General features: G+C 31.6%; 10 protein-coding genes and 1 pseudogene. 8 read left to right on the top strand and 3 right to left on the bottom strand.

Going from position 1 to position 19,120, the window contains the following annotated elements; genetic code table 11:
- Window positions 1–148: 148 nt before the first annotated feature.
- From KTC94_RS07780 to iadA, 3 genes are all read left to right on the top strand, one after another.
- On the top strand, window positions 149–2,176 hold the full coding sequence (locus KTC94_RS07780; protein ID WP_220286455.1) for a sigma 54-interacting transcriptional regulator: 2,028 nt from the start codon (window positions 149–151) through the stop codon (window positions 2,174–2,176).
- 214 nt (window positions 2,177–2,390) lie between these two features.
- Complete coding sequence (yfcC, locus tag KTC94_RS07775) at window positions 2,391–4,061, top strand: putative basic amino acid antiporter YfcC (protein ID WP_258280750.1); 1,671 nt, start codon at window positions 2,391–2,393, stop codon at window positions 4,059–4,061.
- A 27-nt stretch (window positions 4,062–4,088) separates the two neighbouring features.
- The gene (gene iadA, locus KTC94_RS07770; RefSeq protein WP_216302709.1) at window positions 4,089–5,264 is read left to right on the top strand and encodes a beta-aspartyl-peptidase; all 1,176 of its coding nucleotides are present in this window, start codon (window positions 4,089–4,091) and stop codon (window positions 5,262–5,264) included.
- Window positions 5,265–5,310: 46 nt separating this feature from the next.
- Here iadA and KTC94_RS07765 read toward each other — a convergent pair whose 3' ends face one another.
- Window positions 5,311–6,081 (bottom strand): hypothetical protein, encoded by a 771-nt coding sequence (locus KTC94_RS07765; protein WP_220286454.1) that lies wholly within the window; start codon window positions 6,079–6,081, stop codon window positions 5,311–5,313.
- A gap of 350 nt (window positions 6,082–6,431) precedes the next feature.
- Here KTC94_RS07765 and KTC94_RS07760 point away from each other — a divergent pair, with 350 nt between their 5' ends.
- Window positions 6,432–7,583 carry an alanine dehydrogenase gene (locus KTC94_RS07760; RefSeq protein ID WP_220319914.1) on the top strand — a complete coding sequence of 384 codons (1,152 nt, stop codon included), beginning with the start codon at window positions 6,432–6,434 and terminating at the stop codon, window positions 7,581–7,583.
- A gap of 167 nt (window positions 7,584–7,750) precedes the next feature.
- Here the strand turns inward: KTC94_RS07760 and KTC94_RS07755 are convergent.
- Window positions 7,751–7,852, bottom strand: a pseudogene (locus KTC94_RS07755) (chemotaxis protein CheV); the annotation flags it as partial.
- Between the two features lie 237 nt (window positions 7,853–8,089).
- Between KTC94_RS07755 and KTC94_RS07750 the strand changes: the two are divergent.
- The 4 genes from KTC94_RS07750 (at window position 8,090) to KTC94_RS07735 (ending at window position 15,699) form a co-directional block, all read left to right on the top strand.
- Window positions 8,090–11,119 carry a DEAD/DEAH box helicase gene (locus KTC94_RS07750; RefSeq protein ID WP_220319915.1) on the top strand — a complete coding sequence of 1,010 codons (3,030 nt, stop codon included), beginning with the start codon at window positions 8,090–8,092 and terminating at the stop codon, window positions 11,117–11,119.
- Between the two features lie 70 nt (window positions 11,120–11,189).
- Window positions 11,190–12,002: an SWIM zinc finger family protein gene (locus KTC94_RS07745; protein ID WP_216302713.1), complete on the top strand. Its 813-nt coding sequence runs from the start codon at window positions 11,190–11,192 to the stop codon at window positions 12,000–12,002.
- A gap of 46 nt (window positions 12,003–12,048) precedes the next feature.
- Window positions 12,049–13,851, top strand: coding sequence for an ABC transporter ATP-binding protein (locus tag KTC94_RS07740; protein ID WP_220319916.1), 1,803 nt, complete (start codon window positions 12,049–12,051; stop codon window positions 13,849–13,851).
- A 15-nt stretch (window positions 13,852–13,866) separates the two neighbouring features.
- Window positions 13,867–15,699, top strand: coding sequence for an ABC transporter ATP-binding protein (locus tag KTC94_RS07735; RefSeq protein WP_216302715.1), 1,833 nt, complete (start codon window positions 13,867–13,869; stop codon window positions 15,697–15,699).
- 105 nt (window positions 15,700–15,804) lie between these two features.
- On the opposite strand, the gene KTC94_RS07730 is transcribed toward KTC94_RS07735, so the two are convergent.
- Complete coding sequence (locus KTC94_RS07730) at window positions 15,805–18,414, bottom strand: cation-translocating P-type ATPase (protein ID WP_220319917.1); 2,610 nt, start codon at window positions 18,412–18,414, stop codon at window positions 15,805–15,807.
- Between the last annotated feature and the right edge of the window lie 706 nt (window positions 18,415–19,120).

Genomic DNA, 19,120 nt, shown 5'->3' with positions numbered 1-19,120 from the left:
TTATCAAACAACGAAATAGCTGTAATATAAGCTTAAATTTCGATTTTTTCAAATTGATATTTAAGCTTTATATTATGGAATACTAGATTGTTTATAAAGTAGTGTATAATATGATATATATTATTTAATACATATTGGGGGAATACATATGATTAGAGGTATAAGTTTAGTCGCAGGCTCTGAATCTACAAAAATAGCTTTGTTAAAGCAACTTGAAGAATACATAGATATCAAATATGTAAAAAGCTATGCTATAGAAAATAACAAAATTCATGACATTATAGAAAATGATTTGGTAATTCTTTCAGGCGAAATTGTTAAGCGGGAGTTAATTGAAAAGGGTTTGTTAAATACTAAATGTGATATCATTATTGCAAAGAGAACTATAAATTATGACCATATTGATGAAATATTCTTAATACCGGAAAATACCGAAGTGCTCTTAGTGAATGATTTAAAAGAAAGTACATATGAAACGATAGAAATATTTAAGGAATTGGGTATTGACCACATTAAATGCGCACCATATTATCCAGGAATCTTAGAAATTAATGAAAGAATAAAAATCGCTATAACTCCAGGGGAGACAGATAAAATTCCTGGTTTTATAGAAAAAAAATATGATATAGGACCAAGAATAATGGATCCTACTACTATAATAAAAATTTTAGTTAAGCTAGATCTATTAGAAAAAAAATCATTTGTATTTTCTCAAAATTATCTTTTCAAAATAATTAGCATTGCAGAAAAATTAGGTAAATATAATAATAAAATAATCAAGATGAATTCACATCTTAATTATGTTATTGATGGACTTCATCAAGGGTTAATTGTATATGATAAAAATGGAATAATAAATGTATTAAATGAAGATCTAAAATGCAGTTTAAAAATAAATAGTAATAAATTAGTAGGTAAAAGACTCAAAAATGTGGTATATAATAAAAAACTTTTAGAATACCTTATGGATAATACAGAATTTGGTGAAAAAGGGTTTAATTTAGAGGGGATAGATATATCGGTTAATAAATTTCAAATTGATGATAATGATTATACAGTAGCAGTATTTAAGAAGTACTATGATACAACAAATGATAACAAGGAAAAAAATCTTATAACAAAAGGATTGGTTGCTAAATATTCCTTTGATGATATTATAAGTGATAATTCAAATATGCAAAAAACAAAAAACATAGCAAGAAAATTAGCAAAAACAGATTTAACTATATTAATTGAAGGAGAGAATGGTACGGGAAAAGAACTTTTTGCTAGTGCTCTACATAAAAGCTCAAGACGGAGAAAAGAACCGTTTCTCGCCGTAAATTGTAGTTCATTACCTGATGAGCTTATTGAAAGTGAATTATTTGGGTATGAAGATGGAGCATTTACAGGTGCAAAAAAGGGTGGAAAACCCGGTTTATTTGAGCAAGCAAATGGGGGGACTATTTTTTTGGATGAGATAGGAGATATTTCATTAAAAGTTCAAATAAGATTACTCAGAGTGCTTCAAGAGAAAGAAGTTATGAGGATAGGCGGTAATGGCATAATACCTGTAGATGTTAATATAATAGTAGCCACTAATAGAGATCTGTTTAAAATGATAGAAGAAGGCCAATTTAGAAAAGATTTATATTACAGATTAAAAATAGGATACCTTAAAATTCCCCCTCTACGTGATCGTAAAGAGGATATAGAACCGCTATTGAAATGTTTCCTAAACATGGAAAGCAGACAAGAGATTAAAATTGAATGTGATGTAATTGAAATACTAAAAAAATATGATTGGTACGGGAATGTACGCGAACTTAGAAATACAATAAACTATATGCTTGCTATAAGAGATAGTGATACTATAACATTAAATGAACTGCCAGATATAAGTTTCTTTCAAAATTATGATACTAAAATTAATGAAAGTTCATGTTTAACTATTGATTATTTAGATAGGGAACTTAAGTATATACTAATGCAGGTACATAAATTGAGTAATGAAAGAATAATTGTAGGAAGAAAGATTATTTCAGAAGAAAGTAAAAAAAATAACTTTAATATGAGCGAATCAATGGTTAGAACTAGATTAGAAAGGTTAGAAAGAAAGGGCTTAATTGTAAAAGGTAAAGGGAAAAAAGGTACATGCCTTACAGAGTTAGGTGAAAAAGTAGTATTACAAAAATAAAATAAAATTTAATATGATAATTTAAAGATATATTATAATGAATGGTGACCATTAAGCATAATTGGATGCTATGTGGTCACCATTCATTTTTAGTTTATAAAAATAATTGAGACTATGACTAACGTATATATGCAATTAACTCAATTTAACAAAAATATAAATTGGCATATAAATTGCTACTATATAAAACATATGAATTAAAGGGGGAATCATAATGGTGCAAAATAAAAAGAAAAACTGTGATTTTAAAATGCCGGACACTTATGTAATCGTATTCTTTGTTGTCTTATTAGCGGCACTATTAACTTATATCATGCCTGTAGGCAGATTTGAGATTAATTATAAAGCTTATGATGCTAATGGCAAAAAAATTGTTGAAGTTGCAGATGGGCAAAAAGCTTCTTTTCAGGTACATAACCAAAATTATATTATTGACTCTTCAGGTGAAAAAACTTTATTAATTGAAGAAGGCAAAGACGAACCAGTAGGTGAAATAAATAAGGGCAAGGCTAAGGCTTTAGAAGTAAAAAAAGATGATAAGGTATCTTTTAAGATAGTACAGGAATTTGGTAAATTTTTTTCGACGGGAGAAAAAAAAGGAGTTAAACTATTTGCAAGTGGTGGAGAGATGGGCTTCCTTAATTATATATTTGAGGGTCTTGTAAAAGGAGACAAGTGGGGAAGTGCAGTAGGTGTTATAGCATTTATTTTAGTAGTCGGTGGTTCATTTGGAATTATATTAAAAACTGGCGCTGTTGAGGAAGGTATTCTTTCAATGATAAGTAAAACCAAAGGGAAAGAGGTTATACTTATACCATTAATCTTCTTATTGTTTTCATTGGGAGGTGCTGTATTTGGTATGTCGGAGGAAGCAATTCCATTTGCTATGATTATTATTCCATTAGTAATAGCCATGGGATATGATGCAATAGTTGGTATTATGATTACTTATGGTGCAACTCAAATAGGGTTTGCTACATCATGGATGAATCCATTTAATGTGGCCATTGCACAAGGTATCGCAGGTATACCTATTTTATCTGGTGCAGGATTTAGGATAGTTTTATGGGTATTCTTCACTACATTAGGCATCGCATATATTTGGTTTTATGCTAAAAAGATAAGAAAGAATCCATTATTATCAGTTGCATATGAATCAGACGGCTTTTATAGAACGGATTTCAAAAAAAAGGAGCTTAAGGATATTGATTTTACATTTGGACATAAGTTAGTGCTTGTTACCATAGTACTCGGAATGGTATGGGTTGTATATGGGGTTACTAAATACGGGTACTATATTCCGGAAATTGCAACAGTATTTTTTACCATGGGACTTGTTTCAGGTATTATTGCTGTAATATTTAAGCTTAACAATATGAGTGTAAACGATATTTCAATTTCATTCAAAGAAGGAGCAAAAGACTTAGTTGGAGCTGCATTAGTAGTAGGTATGGCACAGGGTATTATTTTAGTACTTGGAGATTCGTCTCCTGTAACTAACTCTGTTCTAAATACTATGCTTAATGGTATGGCTATTACACTTAGTGGGCTTTCTTCAGGATTAAATGCATGGTTTATGTATATATTCCAAGCGATATTTAACTTCTTTGTTGTTTCTGGATCAGGTCAAGCGGCTATAACAATGCCACTCATGGCACCACTTGCAGATATGGTAGGTGTAAGCAAACAAGTTGCAGTATTGGCGTTCCAATTAGGTGATGGATTTTCAAACCTAATTGTTCCAACTTCAGGATGTCTAATGGCTGTATTAGGTGTTGCAAAATTAGACTGGGGTAAATGGGCAAAATTCCAAATGAAATTTCAAGGTGTATTATTTGTTACATCTTCAATTGTAATGTTTACGGCTGTAGCAATAGGTTACTAAAATACTTATAATGAAAGGAGAATTAGCATGTTAACGTTAATTAAGGGAGGAAAAGTATACTCGCCACAGTATATGGGAAAGAAAGATGTTTTAATATGTGGTGATAAAATAGAGCTTATAGAGGATAGTATTAATATAGAAAATAGTGGGTTAGAAATTAAAGTCATAGAAGCATATGGAAAATTATTATTCCCAGGATTTATTGATTCGCATGTCCATATTTTAGGAGGAGGAGGAGAGGGTGGATTTAAAACCCGAACTCCAGAAATAAATTTATCTGATTTAACAACTGCAGGGGTAACTACAGTAATTGGGTGTTTAGGGACTGATGGTATATCAAGAGATGTGAAGTCTTTACTTGCAAAGGCAAGAGCCCTTGAAGAAGAAGGAGTATCAACATTCATATATACAGGATCGTATAAGATACCGATTAAATCTATAACTGGAAATGTGCAAGAAGATATTATTTTAATTGATAAAATTATAGGTGTTGGAGAAGTAGCCCTGTCAGACCATCGATCAAGCAATCCAACATTTGAACAGTTCTCACAATTAGTAGGAGATGCAAGAGTAGCTGGGATGTTATCTGGAAAAGCAGGAATCATAAATGTTCATATGGGTGATGGTAAGGATGAACTTAACTATCTGGATAGGTTAGCTGAAGAAACGGATATACCGCTAACTCAAATTATTCCAACACATATAAATAGGAATCCATCCTTATTTAAAAAAGGTTTAGAATATGCAAAAAATGGTGGGTATGTTGATTTAACGACAAGTACTACAAAAAAATTTCTAGAAGAAGGAGAACTGAAATGCAGCACTGGTCTTAGAATTATGCTTGAGGGATGTGTTAATATTAAGAATATAACATTTACTTCAGATGGACAAGGAAGCCTTCCAGACTTCGATGATAAAGGCGAATGTATTGGTCTTAAGATTGGGGGATGTGATTCGCTATATAAAGAGGTAAGAGATGCTATAATTAATGAAAATGTTAGTATAGAAAATGCAATTAGTGTAATAACATCAAATCCTGCAGAACACTTAAAACTGAAAACAAAAGGATACTTAAAGGTTGGCTTTGATGCAGATATTGTTGTAGTTAATGAAGATGATTTAAATATCAATACTGTAGTAGCAAAGGGTATAACAATGATTCATGAAAATAAGGTTTTGGTTAAGGGAATGTTTGAAAAATAAACAAGCTATTAGTTGTAAAATATATATTTTACAACTAATAGCTTGTTTATTTTTGTTTATTTATAATATCTATTAAAATCTTCATTCTTTCATGAATATTTGGTTCTATGTTATCACGCTTATAATGAAAATCATTTGGATCTAATAAGTAACTATGAGTTACTCCAAACAGTGTTTTATTTTCCTTGATTCCTTTTTTTAATATTTCTGAAAGTTTTTCAATGTTAAAGTATTCGAGTCTTAACTCTTCATTCTCATTTTGTGCGTAGACAGGTAAAGAAGTTAATATATTTTTTGTTACTTTATACTGAGGTCTATAAATATTGTGAGATTCATATTTTATATTAGTTAACTCTGATAATATTTTTGATGTATTATCATCTATTGAAAAATATCCTCCACGAAAAGCCTCAATAGGCTCAATTCCTATTTTTGAAATATATTCGTAACAATGCTTTATTATAATCTTTTGCTGATCATAAGGGTAGTAGGATATTAAATCTTCATCGCTTTTTATAAATGGACAAAGCTTTTCTATATGTTCTGGCAAATTATTTGGATGAATATGAAGGCCAAATATAACTTTATAATTATTTTTTATCTTTTCTATTAGATTTAGCTCATTCATCATTTCGGCAAAAAACGGAGTTATGAATAAAAGTGTATATATATTGTTCTCGGAATTTAATTTTAAAAGCCTCTCTAAATTCATTACATTGCTTTTTAAATTTTTATCGAAATTGTATCCTTCACAATCTATAGTTAAAACAAAATCGAAATTTGGATATTTAATATACTTATCTAAAAAATACTTCATAAATTAACACAACCTCCTAATAAACATTGCAAACTTGCAATTTGCATTGTATAATCAAATTACAGTAAGTAACAACTTAATTATACAATGCAGATTGTTACTTGTCAAAAAGTTAGTAACACTCAGTCTCACACTGCTTCATAATACAATTTTAAAATTAATACTTTGAAATTTTAAAGCCTTTCAAAATATAATTCAATTATTAGTACATCTATTTTTCAAAAACAAAAAAATAAAACTAAGAAGGATAAAGGTGTTATTTTATTTTAAAATAACAACTATTTTGGTTCTGCAATTTTTCAAAAAAATGAATTAAACAAAAGAAGAGAAAGACAAGGAGGATGATAATATTGAAAACTATAGGTTTTCCAAGAATGCATAAAGAAATAAATGAGAAAAGAGATTTTTTGCCAACATTTTTTGATATACTTCAAAAGGAAAAAGTGAAAATATTTCTTGAAGAAGGATATGGTTCGGCTTTAGGTTATACAAAGGAAGATTATTTAAATAAGAATAGCACAATACAATTTGTATCTAATAAAGAATCTTATGAAAAAGATATAGTTGTAGTTTTAAGATCTCCAGAGTTTGAGCAAATTGATTATATGAAAGAAGGAAGTATTTTATTAAGTATGCTCCATTATCCAACTAGAGCTACCAGAGTAGAAAAGCTTAAAGAAAAAGGCATATTTGCTGTTTCTATGGATTCTATTAGAAATGATTTTTCAGAAAGAATTGTTGTAGATTATGAGGGAACTTCAGGAAATGGAATTAATGCAGCATTTACTGAACTGGCAAAAAACTATAAAAATACTTGCATTGAAGAAAGAAAACCTATAATTGTGAGTATAATGGGAATGGGACGGGTTGGTTTAACCGCAGCAAGACTGGCAGGTAAATATGGGAATAACAAAGCAAATGAAGATATACTTAAGGAAAAAACTAAAGGTGTACTTGTTAAGATGCTACCTAGAAATATAACTGATGATAAAAAGCATATGATTGAAATTCTAAAAAATACGGATATTTTAGTAGATGCAACTACTAGGGATGATGCAACAGAGTATATTGTCAGTAATGAATTATTAGGATATTTAAAGGAGCATTCTATAATTTTAGATTTAACATCAGATCCTTATTTATCAGATGTTTTTCCTATTCAAGTAAAGGCAATAGAAGGTGTACCACATGGAACACTAGATAAAATTGTTATTTACCCTGCTGATGACGAGTATAGTACTATACCAAAGTGTTTGAAATCACTTAATCGAAGAACAGTAGTAAGCTGTAATGCTTGGCCGGGAGTTAACCCAAAGGGTTGTATGGATTTATATGGTAAACAACTTGTATATATTGTACAAAATCTTATAGGATATTCTGTTGATAATTTTGATTTATATAATAATGACTATTTTAATAGATCAATATACAGAGGAACTATTGAATGTTTTGAAGAAAGTTTGAATGATTATGGAGATGAAATAGTAGATGTAGTAATATAATCGTAAAAGCTGTGAACTTGACTTTCACAGCTTTTACAAGTATATAGGATAAATATCCATCTGAGTTATTTTAATATCGGTTATAATTATAGTATAATGAGGGCTAATATTAGTAACTATTTTTTTTAAAACCAGTAATAATATTATTTTATTGTCTAAAATAATATTTCTATAACTAGTGAATTAATTGCATAGTGTTTATTATTTATGATGAATTCTAGTATTTCAAGTTCACCAGTTCCAGATTCTAATAGTATATTATTATTCATATTTTTACTCACTTTCAAATAGGTATAAACATAGCATTTTAGAATAAATATTTATATTTATATTTCAAGCAAAATGTCCATAACTTTACTTTTAAATGTTAAAATAAAGCTTTAAGTAACAAGTTAAATTTAAAAATAGTAAAATAGAATATAAAAGTGAAAGTTTCCAGTAAAATATGGTAAACTATATAGTATATAGTAAAATGTTAACAGCATTATTTAGAGGGTGAAGTAAAATTGATATTAAATGGCGGATGGATAGAAACTACAGAAGGTATGCATACATTTATATTGTGGGGCGAGAGTGGAGAAACTAAGTGCACAAGACGAGGTAGAAAGCCTAAAAATGCACTTCCACTATATGAAAAAATGGCTTCAGTTGTAGAATTGCGTAGCAAAACAAATAATTCAGCAATAGATATAAAACATGGGAAATATAAATATGATGCAATAAAAAAGGAACTTCTAAAAAGAGAAATTAGGGGTATTACTTTTAGTAATTTAGATTCATTTAATTTGATTTTGAATATAGAAAGAGACTGTACGAAGCAGATAGAGTTATCAGGGGAAATAAAGTTTTGGATTACAGTGGCAAAGTTTACTGCTGAGCTAATTATAAAGCATAAGTATTTACCCTCTTTAACCATCGATAGAGCAAAGAAAAAAGTGAATTCTCAGTGGAGATGGCACACAAGCGATCCTGAGTATATTGATAAAAAGAAGGTTTTATGTAGTAATATGCCTACAGAGTGTAAGGCATATTTTCATTTAGATGATCAGCAATTCATATACACAAATAGTAATAAACTGGTAAGTAATTTTATGGATTCTATGATTGACAGTATGGTAAGAAGTAGTTGTAACGAAATAAACAAAGATAATGATTACTTAGAGTATGATTTTAATAATTTAAGTAGTACTTGGATGCATTCTCTTTTTTCAGAATTGCCTGAGATACCGATAGACACAAGTGATCAGGTTAAAATGCTAAATGAGTATAAGAAATGGATAGAACCTATAAAAATTAAAAATAATAATTTTCAATTCCGTACATGTTTCAAAGTTATTCCACCTACAAGAGAAGAGGAGTGGACAATTGAATATTTGCTTCAAGCAAAGGATGATCTTAGCCTTGTGCTACCAGCAAAAATGATTTTTGAAGAATCTGTGGATACAATAACCTATTTAAATAAAAAATTTAATAATCCCCAAGAAAGGCTTCTAGAGGATTTAGCAGTTGCCTCAAAAGTATTTATTCCTATTGAAAGGAGTCTTTATGATGCAGTACCCATAGAGTGCAAGCTATCTATGGAGGAAGCCTATTCATTTTTAAGAGAATCAGCTTATTTCTTGAAAGAAAAAGGATTTGGTATTATTGCACCAGCCTGGTGGAAAAAACCTTCAAGGATCTCTGTTAAGCTAAAGGATAAAAAGCACATTACAAATACTAATTTAGCAGTAAAGAGTACATTCAATATGGATACTATTCTTGAATACGACTGGAAATTGGCATTAAATGGAGAAGAGATAAGTGAGAAGGAATTTGAAAAAATTTCAAATTTGAAAATACCATTTATTCAATTAAGGGGTCAGTGGGTACAGGTTGATATACATCAAATTAAAACACTTTCCAAGATGAAAATGAATAAAGGGTTAAATGGGAAGATTCCTGTCGGAGAATTATTAAGACTCAACTTAAGTGATGAGGAGATAATTCCAGGAGTTACTGTTGATAATATAGATAATCAAGAAGCTGTGGGGCATTTTTTTGAGAAATTGTTTAATTTGAATAATATAGAAGAAGTTGATATTCCATTAGGATTTAGAGGTACCCTTCGTGAATACCAGAAAAGAGGGTTTTACTGGTTAACTTTTTTGCGAAATCATGGTATAGGGGCATGCCTTGCTGATGATATGGGGCTTGGAAAAACTGTACAAAGTATATGTCTTATGCTTTATGAGAGAGAAAAGGGGTTAACGGATAAACCTACTTTAATAATATGTCCTACGTCTGTTGTGGGAAATTGGGAAAAAGAAATTGAAAAGTTTGCACCTAATCTTAAATCAGCAATTCATCACGGAAATAGTAGGTGGAGTTATGAAACTTTTAGCGAGGAAATACATAAAAATGAGGTTGTTATTACAACTTATGCGCTAATGGTAAGGGATAAGGAGTTATTCCAAAAAGAAGAATGGGCAGGGATTATATTGGATGAAGCTCAAAATATTAAGAATAGCGCGTCCAAACAAACTCAATATATAAAAAAACTTAAAGCGGAATATAAAGTTGCATTAACAGGAACGCCGGTTGAAAATAGACTTTCAGATTTGTGGTCTATTATGGACTTTTTAAATAAAGGATATCTATATAATTGGTCAACATTTAGGAGTGAATTTGCAGTTCCTATAGAGCGGGATGGAGATTCTAAAAAAAGTAATAAACTAAAAAAAATAATTGCTCCATTTGTGCTACGAAGACTTAAAACTGACACAAATATTATCAAAGATTTGCCAGAAAAAATAGAGACTAAGGAATATACAGCTTTAACAAAGGAACAGGCTACTTTATATCAAGCTGTGGTAAATGATTGCATAAATAAAATTGATGAATCAGAAGGTATTCAGCGTAGGGGACTTATTATTTCTTCATTAACAAAGTTCAAGCAAATTTGTAATCACCCTGTGCAATTTTTAAAGGACGATGGCGACATTGAAGGACGCTCTGGAAAACTTGAAAGGCTTCTAGAAATGCTGGAAGTTGTTATAGAAGAAGGGGATAGGTCGCTTGTATTTACGCAGTTTGCGGAAATGGGACATATTTTAAAATCAGAAATTGAGAAAAAACTAGGGGTAAGAACACTATTTTTACATGGAGGAACCAGCAGAAAGAAAAGAGAAGAGCTAATTAATGTTTTTCAAGAAGATGGTAATGAGCCTATGGTATTTATATTATCTTTAAAGGCTGGTGGACTTGGGTTAAACCTAACAAAAGCCAATCAGGTATTTCATTTTGATAGATGGTGGAATCCTGCTGTAGAAAATCAAGCAACGGATAGGGCATTTAGAATAGGGCAACTTAAGAATGTCCATGTTCATAAATTCATATGTATGGGAACCTTAGAGGAAAAAATTGATGTTATGCTAGAAAAGAAGCAGGCACTTGCTGAAAGTGTAGTTTCAACAAATGAAAACTGGATATCAGAGATGAGCAATGAGGAGCTTCACGAACTCTTTACATTAGAGCAGGACAACAAAGATTACAATTGATAGATAACATCGAAGGTGATAATTAATAATTGTTACCTAAACATAGACATTGGCAAGGAGGTGGAAACCTGTGGCTGGAAGAATAAGAAATGAATTTGGTAGCAATTGGTGGTCTAAAAAATGGAATAACGCAATTTCGAGCTTTACTATAAGTTCTAGAGTTGACAGTGGACGAGAATATGCAAGAGGTGGAAATGTACTGAGCATAGAGGTTTCAAAGGGGAGAATTGAGGCAGAAGTTCAGGGAAGCAGATTAACACCTTATAAAGTGAATATGGAGCTTGATAGTTTTTCGGAGCAGCAGTGGGGAAAAATCATGAAGATTATGTCGCAAAAAGCTATATTTTGCGCTAAACTTTTAAATGGAGAAATGCCTGAAAATATAGAGGAAGCTTTTAAAGAAGCCGGAGTTTCTCTTTTTCCCAAAAAACAAATACATTTAGTAACTCAGTGTTCCTGCTCAGACGTTGCAAACCCATGCAAACATATCGCTGCAGTTCATTATATGCTTGGGGTTGAGTTTGATAAGGATCCCTTTGTAATTTTAAAACTGAGAGGCATGGATAAAGATGAATTTTTACAAGCTTTGAGAACTTTAAGAAGTGGAAATGAAGGTGAAAAGGTTAAACGAAAAGCAAAAATACACCGTAGGTCAAGAAAAACTATTGAAGATTTAAAAAGAGAATTTGAAAATTTTAATAAAATAGATGATGATGTATTAAACATGACATTTTCTTATATAACACCCGAAGTTAAGCATGGAGTTATAAAAACATTGGGTATTCCAGACTTTTGCACAAGCACAGATGAGTTTAGGTGCAAAATGGGGACAGCGTATACTAGCGCTGAAGAGGAGACTAGAAAGTATATACATGAAAAGTGATTAATAACCAGTATCAAATAGGCCCAGCTACAAGGAGACAAATTATATGAAAAAACTTTTAAAGTTAACTAAAGGAAATAGATTATTATATATTACAGCAATAATTTCTATAGCAGTAGCTACTTTCATAGCAATGCTGGAGCCTATGGTTATAAAAGTAACAATAGATTCAATAATAGGAAATAAACCAATGGACGTTCCATTACCTATGCAAAAATTGGTTATGCTATTAGGTGGCACAGGTATGCTTTCGAGAAATCTATGGATATGTGCTTTGGGGCTTGTAATATTAACATGTATAAGAGGGGTTTTCTTATTCCTAAGAGGGAATCTTTCTGCTCGCGCTGCTGAAAATATTGCAAGAAATATGAGAGTTAAGCTGTATGATCATATTCAGAATTTGCCATATGGATATCATGTAAAAGCAGAAACAGGTGATCTTATTCAAAGATGTACGTCAGATGTAGATACCGTTAGAAAATTCTTTGCGACGCAAATGGTGGAAATAGGAAGAGCGTTTTTTATAGTAACATTCGCAATTTTAATGATGTTATCACTTAATAAAAAAATGACGATTATTGCCATGGTAATAGTACCAATTATATTTGTATTTTCATATGTGTTCTTTTATAAAATAAAGGATACTTTTGAGCACTCAGATGCACAAGAGGGGGTACTAACCTCAGTGCTTCAAGAAAATATAAGTGGAGCACGCGTGGTTAAAGCTTTTGGAAGGCAAAAGTTTGAGATTGAAAAATATGAAAAAGAGAATATGAAATATAGAGATTTAAATTTCAAATTAGTAAAGCTACATTCAATTTATTGGTCTACATCAGATATACTTTGTATGACTCAAATTGGTTTGGTTTTAGTATCGGGCATATATTTTGCAGTTAATGGAGAAATAAGTTTGGGCAGTTTGGTGGTATTTAACACATATGAAGGAATGTTATTATGGCCAGTAAGGCAGCTGGGTAGAATTCTTTCAGATATGGGCAAAATGTCAGTTTCGCTTAAGCGAATAACGAATGTTCTTGAAGAGCACGTAGAACAAGAATATGGAAAAGCACTTAAGCCACAAATTAAAGGTGATATAAGCTTTGAAAATGTAAACTTTGAATACGAGAAAGATAATAAAATTTTAAGCGATATAACTTTCACAGTAAAGAAAGGCGAAACAGTGGCTATTGTTGGACCAACAGGTTCAGGTAAGTCATCGCTAGTGCATCTATTATTAAGACTTTATGACTACAATAGTGGGTCTATAAAGGTTGATGGAGTAGAGCTTAAGGATATTGGAAGAAAGCATATGAGAAGTAATGTTGGAATAGTGCTTCAGGAGCCTTTTCTCTATTCAAGAACTATAAAGGAAAATATCAAAATGGCAAAGATAGACTCTGAAGATATAGAAATTCATGATGCGGCTACAGTAGCTGATGTGCATAATGTTATATCTTCTTTTGAAAAGGGGTATGACACTATTGTAGGAGAAAAGGGTGTTACCTTGTCAGGAGGACAAAGGCAAAGGGTCGCCATAGCAAGGACACTTATAAACAATATGCCTATATTGATATTTGATGATTCACTAAGTGCGGTGGATACTGAAACTGATAGAGTTATAAGGCAAAAACTTAAAAAGAAAAGTGAAAGTAATACTACCTTCATAATCTCTCACAGAATTTCTACAGTTATGGCTGCGGATAAAATTATTGTAATAAATCATGGAAAGATTGAGGACATAGGAACCCATGACATACTCATTAAAAAGGATGGTATCTATAAAAGAATATGGGATATACAGACATCGTTAGATTCCATAAAGGATGAAAAGCAGGTGCTTAATGAGTAAAAGGCAGGTGATATTATGGATAGGATAGATGAAAATAAAGCTACTAAAAAAATAGATATAGGTATATGGAGAAAGCTCTTTAAATATCTTACAGAATTCAAAAATGGACTTGTATTTTTGGCTTTCCTAATGGTAGGTGTGGCAGGCGTAGATGTAGTAATGCCACTACTTACAAGGTATGCTATTGATAATTTTATAGCAAAGAAAACTATAGACGGGCTTACAATATTTGCATTAGTTTACTTTTGCATAATTGTTTTTCAAGCGTTAAATGTAAGATTATTTATAATGCATGCAGGTAAAATTGAAACGCACTTGGCTTATCATATAAGAAAGCTTGGGTTTAAAAGGCTTCAACAGCTATCTTTTTCATATTATGATAACTCATCAGTGGGATGGCTTATGGCAAGGATGACCTCAGATGTAACAAGGCTTAGTGAAATAATATCCTGGGGATTAATTGATATGGTGTGGGCAATAGTTATGATGACTGGGTTTATAGGAGTAATGCTTTATAATAACGTAAAGCTAACTCTTATAAGCATGAGTGTGGTGCCATTCTTATTTTTAATAGGGATATTTTTTCAAAAAAAAATATTAAAATCATATAGAAAGGTTAGAAAATTAAATTCACATTTAACTGCGGATTTTAGTGAAGAGGTATCTGGAGCTAAAACTACTAAAACTCTTGTTCGTGAAGAAGAAAACTTAAACGAATTTAAACAAGATGCAGGCAATATGAGAAATTCTTCAGTTAAGGCAGCTATGTTCTCTGCTCTCTTTCTTCCAATTGTTATATCTATGGGTAGCGTAGGAGCAGGTTTTGCTTTATGGCTAGGAGGGGATAGGGTTATATCACAATCGCTATCTTATGGTACTTTTGTAATGTTTATTGCTTATACTGTGCAGTTCTTCGACCCTGTAAGTCAGCTAGCTGGAACCATTGCAGAACTTCAGAATGCTCAAGCATCTGCAGAGAGAATTATAGCTTTAATAGAAACTGAGCCAGATATATGGGATAAAAATGATGTAATTGAAAAATACGGAGATTTATTTAATGCAAAACAAGAAAACTGGGAAGAAATACATGGAGATATTGAATTTAAAGATGTGTGCTTTTCCTATAAAAATGGAGAAAAGGTGTTTCAAAACTTTAACCTAAAAGTGAAAAAAGGTGAAACTATAGCGTTAGTTGGAGAAACAGGTTCTGGTAAAAGCACCTTAGTAAACCTACTTTGTAGATTTTATGAACCAAGTAGTGGAGAAATATTAATTGATGGAAAAGATTATAGAGAAAGATCACTATTGTGGCTTCAATCTAATGTAGGCTATGTACTTCAAAGCCCACATTTATTTAGTGGAAATATTAGAGATAACATTATATATGGAAAGCTTAATGCAACCTTCGATGAAATTGAAAATGCATCAAAGCTTGTAAATGCTCATGGGTTTATAAGTAAACTAGAAAAAGGCTATGATACGCAGGTTGGTGAAGGGGGAGGGAATCTATCCACAGGAGAGAAACAACTTATTTCCTTTGCTAGAGCCATTGTAGCAGATCCAGCACTATTTGTTCTTGATGAAGCTACATCATCTATAGATACGGAAACAGAAAGAATGATACAAAATGCCATAGAAAAAGTTTTAAATGGTAGAACTAGTTTTGTGGTTGCCCATAGACTTTCTACCATAGTATCTGCAGATAGAATTCTTGTTATAAGGAATGGAAAGATTACGGAGTCAGGAAATCACAGAGAACTACTAAAAAGAAAAGGTTATTACTATAAACTATATACAAATCAGCTCTTAGAAGATAAGGAAATGGAAAGCAAAACGGTGCTTTCTTAAGAGAAAGCACCGCATAGAAAATTCTGATATAATAAATTATAAATACAAGGGACGGTTAATAACTTTACTAGAAGTTATTAACCGTCCCTTGTATAGTTTAGTATATTACGTATGAGCTCTTACAAATAATAGTTTATATATTTGAATAAGAATTAGAGGCATAAGGGAGAGTCCATATATCATAGCACGTTGGGTTATTGTTAAAGTAGCTACTTCGAAAACTCCCATAAATGGCTTAAAGCTTAAAACAAATTCTAAAAGTAAATAACCTAATATAGTGGCAATCCATAAATATTTATTTGAGAAAACTCCTATTCTAAATATTGATTCTTGTGACCTAGAGTTAAATCCATGGAGCAGTCTTGATAAACACAGTGTTGCAAAGGCCATTGTGCTTGCAACCACAGTATCACCGGTGGATAATCCTATATGGAACGCTGTCATTGTACATAGTGCAATTAGTAACCCTTCAAGTAGTACTTCTATTGAAAAGGATTTATTTAATATAGGTGAGTTTATATTTCTAGGTTTTTCATCCATTATATTTTTATTATGAGGCTCAAGTCCTATTGCAATAGCTGGAAGGCTATCTGTAACCAAATTGATAAACAAAAGGTGCACTGGTGCAAAAGGCATTGGAAGCGCTGCAAGTGAAGTATAAAGCACCGAGATTACAGCGGCAGAATTTCCAGATAATAAAAATTTGATTGAATTTTTTATGTTTGAATATATACTTCTGCCATTGGAAATTGCCTTTACAATGGTTGAAAAGTTATCATCCATAAGTACTATAGAAGCAGCATCTTTAGCAACCTCAGTACCCGTTATTCCCATAGCTATACCAATGTCTGCTTGTTTTAAAGCAGGGGCATCATTTACACCATCACCGGTCATTGCCACTACATTTCCTCTTTCTTGCCATGCTCTTACTATTCTTATCTTATGTTCAGGGGATACTCTTGCATATACAGAAATATTTTCTACCTTAGATTTAAGCTCTTCATCATTTAAGGAATCAATTTCATAGCCTTCTATAGCAACAGATCCATTATTTAATATACCTATTTGTTTAGCTATGGCAGAAGCGGTTATTTTATGATCTCCAGTTATCATTACTGGCTTAATGCCAGCCTTGATACATTCTGCAACTGCGACTTTAGATTCCGCTCTTGGAGGATCCATCATGGAAATTAGACCTACAAATGTCAAGTCATTTTCATCGCATGTATCAATTGTTTTTCCATTTTCTATTTCTTTATAAGCAAAAGCTAAAACTCTGAGTCCACTTTCAGAAAATTCCCTATTTACCCTTTCAATTTCCGTTTTATCATCATCAGTGAGGGTTTTAACTCCACTTGATGTAACAATAGTTATTGTCCTTAATAAAAGTACATCAAGTGCACCCTTGGTTATCATAAAGGTTTTGTCTTTAAGTTTATTTGCTGTACTCATTAGTTTTCTATCGGAATCAAAGGGTACCTCGAAAGCTCTTGGATAGTCTTTTCTGATATCTAGCTCATCCAAATCGTATAATTCACCTAGGTTTACAAGTGCAACTTCAGTGGGATCACCAATCTCTTTGTCTTTAATAGTTACAGCATCATTACATAATAGCGCCATTAGTACAAGATTCTTTTCCAAAAGATTATCATGGTCAAGTTCATCATGAGACAATACTTTTTCATCAACATATACCTTTTGTACAGTCATTTTATTCTGTGTTAGCGTCCCAGTTTTATCTGAGCATATCACTGAAATGCTTCCCAAGCTTTCAACTGCATGAAGCTTTCTTACAACAGCATTTTCATGAGACATTTTTTGGGTTCCAATGGCTAGAACTATTGTTACTATTGAGCTTAAGGCTTCAGGTATTGCAGCAACAGCAAGAGATACAGCAAACATGAAGGAGTCAATAATTGCATAGTCTCTAAATATATTGAGAGCGAAAATAAGAGTTGATATTGCAAGTATAACAAAGGCAAGTTTTTTACCAAAGTTATCCAAATTAACTTGTAATGGAGTCCTCTTTTCCTTTGCAGTTTCTAAAAGGTTAGCTATTTTACCTAGTTCTGTTTTCATTCCAATAGATGTAACTAAAACAACAGCTCTTCCATAGGTTATAAAACTTCCGGAAAACACCATATTTTTTTTATCACCAATTGATACATTATCCTCATTTATTATATTTGTTGTTTTTAAAACGCTTTCTGACTCACCTGTTAAAGAACTTTCATTTACCTGAAGACTGTAGTTTTCAATTATTCTTCCATCAGCACTTACATAGTCTCCTGCATCTAAATATAAGATATCTCCAACCAGCAATTCCTTTGAAGGGATTTCTAGCTTTTGACCATTTCTTAGAACCTTGGCTGTGGGAGAAGAAAGAGCCTGAAGGCTTTTTAAAGATTGTTCTGCTTTAATGTGCTGAAGAGTTCCAAGAATCGCATTTATAACAATAACTACAATTATAACAAGTGTACTCTCAAACTTTGAAAGGAAGGCTGATATTATTGCAGCGCCTATAAGTATTAATACTAAAAAGTCCTTGAACTGATCTAAAAACACATGTATGTGACTTTTTCTAGCAGCTTCAGTTAATTCATTAAAGCCCTGTTCTTCCCGCCTGTTTTTTATTGCAAGGTCATCTAGTCCTTTGTCATTAACCCCCAGAGTGCTCATCACTTCTTTTGATGTTTGATTATAAAATATTTTCATTATTGTCCCCCTTCTCAAAGTAGGATAGTGTAAGCACTATCTCTGTTTTATTACTATAAAATGAAAAATAGCTAATAAAAATAGATATAAAACCTATTGATTATAGTAACAGGGCAAAATAAAAAAGACTCTACAATTGATGGTTATATCAATTGTAGAGTCTTACTAAACTTTAGAAGTTATCAAAGCCGGGATTTAATCCGTGGTGACGACTTTGAACCTGCTAAAAAAAACAGGAAGTTACTCCCTCTACATATATTATTTTGTAACCCGTACATAATCTTTATACTCATATACTAATATTTTTAAGTGAATTTGTCAACATAAATATATCAAATATTCAATATATTAAGAGATGAAGGTAACTGCAAATGTTAATTATGATAAAAATAAGAGAGTGTAAGTACATAATTTTTAATGACATTTCAGAAGGAAAGTCTCCCACTTCTATAAGCAAGAGTACCTACTATAAGTAGGAGTTACTTACCCTAACAAATAGAAAACTTCAGTCGGAGTATAAATCTCCTTTTGAAGTCGTCAATGCACCTTCTGCGAAGCTGTTGCAGCTCCGTAGAAGATTTAATGGTAATATTTAAAATAAAAAAGTATAAATCATGATATAGTATAAGGGTAACCTTCCGGATACCCTTAAAAAAACAATAAATACATAATGAAATAGGTGGTATAAAGGTTGCAGATTGGGGGT

Source organism: Clostridium sp. CM028 (genome assembly GCF_030585565.1).
GTDB classification, from domain to species: Bacteria; Bacillota; Clostridia; order Clostridiales; family Clostridiaceae; genus Clostridium_AD; species Clostridium_AD estertheticum_B.
This window is presented reverse-complemented; position numbering and strand designations above follow the sequence as displayed.